This window comes from Methyloceanibacter sp., from assembly GCF_050728395.1.
Lineage (GTDB): Bacteria > Pseudomonadota > Alphaproteobacteria > Rhizobiales > Methyloligellaceae > Methyloceanibacter.
Genome location: NZ_JBOHJB010000180.1, coordinates 1 through 2,629, shown reverse-complemented (window position 1 = coordinate 2,629; position 2,629 = coordinate 1). Strand labels below are relative to the sequence as shown.

The 2,629-nt window shown below is 64.5% G+C and carries 2 protein-coding genes and 1 pseudogene; all 3 read right to left on the bottom strand.

Features of this window, described 5'->3' with window-relative positions; translation table 11 throughout:
- Window positions 1–396: 396 nt before the first annotated feature.
- A pseudogene (rplS, locus tag ACREC7_RS16330) lies at window positions 397–759 on the bottom strand (50S ribosomal protein L19); the annotation flags it as partial.
- 284 nt (window positions 760–1,043) lie between these two features.
- On the bottom strand, window positions 1,044–1,742 hold the full coding sequence (trmD, locus tag ACREC7_RS16325) for a tRNA (guanosine(37)-N1)-methyltransferase TrmD (protein WP_431556742.1): 699 nt from the start codon (window positions 1,740–1,742) through the stop codon (window positions 1,044–1,046).
- A 129-nt stretch (window positions 1,743–1,871) separates the two neighbouring features.
- Window positions 1,872–2,360, bottom strand: a complete 489-nt coding sequence (rimM, locus tag ACREC7_RS16320) for a ribosome maturation factor RimM (RefSeq protein WP_431556741.1) — start codon at window positions 2,358–2,360, stop codon at window positions 1,872–1,874.
- Window positions 2,361–2,629: the final 269 nt, after the last annotated feature.

Sequence of the window (2,629 nt, the reverse complement as noted above, 5' to 3'; positions counted from 1 at the left end):
GGTATGGCCAAGTGGGCACGGCTCGAGAAACTAGCCCTTCTTGGCCTTCTTGGCGGGCTTCGACTTCGCAGCCTTTGGCGCCTTGGCCTCGGCCGGAGCCGCTTCGGCGGCGTCCTCGGCCTCGTCCTCACCGGCGGGAACTTCGTCGGCGGTGGTCTCGGCCATCAGGGCAACCGCCTTCGACGTCCAGTCGTCATTCTCGATCTGGCCGTCGAGCTTGAGCGTCTCATCGAGCTTGGCGATCTCGTCGTCGGAGAGATTGGCGATCTGCTCGAACTTGATCAGGCCGAGCTTGTTCAGCTTCGTTTCGAGCTCAGGCGTGATGCCGGCGATCAACTTCAGATCGTCGGGTGCGCCCTTGGGCTTGGCGAAGCCCTTGAAGGCCTCCTGCTTGCCGCGCGCGACCTGGCGCTCGGGGATGCGGGCGGCCTTGCCGCGGCGACCTCTGAGATAATAGAGCTTGGCGCGTCGTACGCGGCCGCGGCGAACCACCTCGATAGAATCGATCAAAGGCGAATGCACCGGGAAGACGCGCTCGACCCCTTCGCCGTAGGAGATCTTGCGCACGGTGAAGTTCTCGTTGATCCCGCCGCCGGAGCGGCCTATGCAAACGCCTTCATAGGCCTGCACGCGGGCGCGGTCGCCTTCGACCACCTTGACGTTGACCTTTACCGTGTCGCCCGGTCCGAACTCAGGCACTTTCCGCTTCTTGGCAAGCGCCGCGGCCTGCTCCTTCTCGATCTGCTCGATGATATTCATGGCGATAAACCTTTCCGGGGCGCCTGCCTTGACCATCGGCCATGAGGCGAACGCCATTCTTTTTGATTGATCCTGACCTGATTTCGCGGGCGGGAAGCGCGCGGAGGGTTGTTCCTAACGCAAGCTTTCGCCCTTGTCGATGGATTTGGGCGAGAGAATCCCCCCAAACGCCTTATCGGAGTCATGCCCGGACTTGATCCGGGCATCCATTCCGTTTCGCCTCAAGGGGGTAGGCATCAGTGGAATGGATTGCCGGGTCAAGCCCGGCAATGACGAGTGGAGAGTTAGCGGCGCTTGAGCCTTTCCCACAAATCGGGGCGGCGCTCCTTGGTGATCTTCTCGGCCTGCTCGCGGCGCCATTTGGCAATTTTTTCATGATCGCCTGAGAGCAGCACGTCGGGGATCGCCCGGCCCTCCCATTCCTTAGGCCGCGTGTAGTGCGGATATTCGAGCAGGCCGGAGGCAAAGCTCTCCTCGGCAAGCGAAACCTCGTTTCCAGCCACCCCCGGCAAAAGGCGCACGCAGGCATCGATGAGAACTTGGGCAGCAAGCTCGCCGCCCGACAGCACAAAGTCGCCGATCGACACCTCCGCGACATTGCGCGCATCCAGCACCCGCTGGTCGACGCCTTCAAAGCGGCCACACAAGAGAATGATTCCTGGACCTCCCGCCAGCTCGCGCACGCGGGCTTGGGTCAGAGGCTTGCCTCGCGGCGAGAGATAGATCGTTGGCGTATCGGCCGGCACCGAGGCACGCGCGGCATCGATGGCGGCGGCGGCGATATCGGCGCGCATCACCATGCCGGCGCCACCGCCTGCCGGTGTGTCGTCCACCGAGCGGTGCTTGCCGGTGGCGAAGGTGCGGATATCGAGAGTGGCGAGCGCCCATCTGCCCTCGGCGAGCGCTTTGCCAGCGAGGCTCAAGCCAAGCGGCCCCGGAAACATCTCCGGGAAAATGGTGAGAACGGTGGCGGCCCAAGTCATGGATGCAGTCAACCAAGATTTGTCATCGCCCGGCTTGACCGGGCGATCCAGTAACCACAAAGCTAACTAGTTCTGCAGCCACGGTGTTTACTGGATTCCCGCTTTCGCGGGAATGACGACTCGCTTGCGTCACTCGAAGAGGCCTTCGGGCGGCGCGATGCGCAGCCAGCCGCCCTCCACGTCGACCTCAGGCACGGTCTCGCGGGTGAAGGGCATCAGCACGGTCGCACCTCCGCCCGGGGGTCCGATCTCGAGGAGGTCTCCGGCGCCGAAATTGTGGATCGCGATCACCGTGCCGATGGCCACGCCGTTCCGGTCCACGGCCGAAAGCCCGATGAGATCGGAATGATACCACTCGTCTTCCGCCCGCTCCGGCAGGCGCGAGCGGGGGACGTAGAGCTTGGTGCCGGTCAAGGCTTCGGCTTGGCCGCGGCTCTCCACGCCCTTGAGGCGCGCGGTCAATGCCTTCGGCGTGACGCGCAAGGACTCGATCTCGAACAGGCGCGTGCCGGTCTCGTCCTCGAGCGGTCCGTACTCGGCGATGGAAGCAGGCTCGGCGGTGAAGGAGCGAATGCGCACTTCACCTTGCAAGCCTTGGGGGCGTCCGATGTCCCCCACGAGCACCTTGTCGGGTGACGTTAAGATTCGAGCTTCGCCACTCGCGCCCCCTCCCCCCTTGAGGGGGAGGGCAGGGAGGGGGGTAAACCCCGAATGCAGAGCCCGTCGTTCACCCCCCTCCGTTCGCGCTTTGCGCGAACGTGCTCCCCCGCAAGGGGGGAGCGGGGAGCCTCGGGCCGGCGATCTCCCTTTCTGAGGGCGTTTCGCCAAGCTATTCGGCGGTGGGCTGCTCGGCCTCGGGAGCAGGCTCGGGCGCCGGAGGCGGTGCG